At 68.9% G+C, this 270-nt stretch carries 1 protein-coding gene; it reads right to left on the reverse strand.

Features of this window, described 5'->3' with window-relative positions:
• Positions 1 to 259 (reverse strand): alpha/beta hydrolase-fold protein (locus tag FLQ44_RS17895; RefSeq protein ID WP_276607877.1); only part of this gene is annotated, 259 nt, incomplete at its 3' end.
• Positions 260 to 270: the final 11 nt, after the last annotated feature.

A 270-nucleotide genomic window follows, 5' to 3' on the forward strand; every position in this document is an offset into this window, starting at 1 on the left:
CGTCCTCGACCAGGGCGGTGGCGTCATATGCGCGCCACGCGAGGCGGTCCTCGCCGAGATAGCGCGGAAGCGCCTTCTGCCCCCAGGGCACCTGGCTGGGTGCGACGATGGGCGCGAAAGCCGAACAGCTGCGGAACACGGACGGATTCTTCAGCGCCAGCGTCAGCGCGCCATGCCCGCCCATCGAATGGCCGAACACGCCGCAGCGCTGCCTGTCCACCGGAAAACTCGCGGCCACGGTGGGCAGCAGTTCGTCCAACAGGTAGCGCT

This window comes from Vogesella mureinivorans (assembly GCF_007644035.1).
Taxonomy (GTDB): domain Bacteria; phylum Pseudomonadota; class Gammaproteobacteria; order Burkholderiales; family Chromobacteriaceae; genus Vogesella; species Vogesella mureinivorans.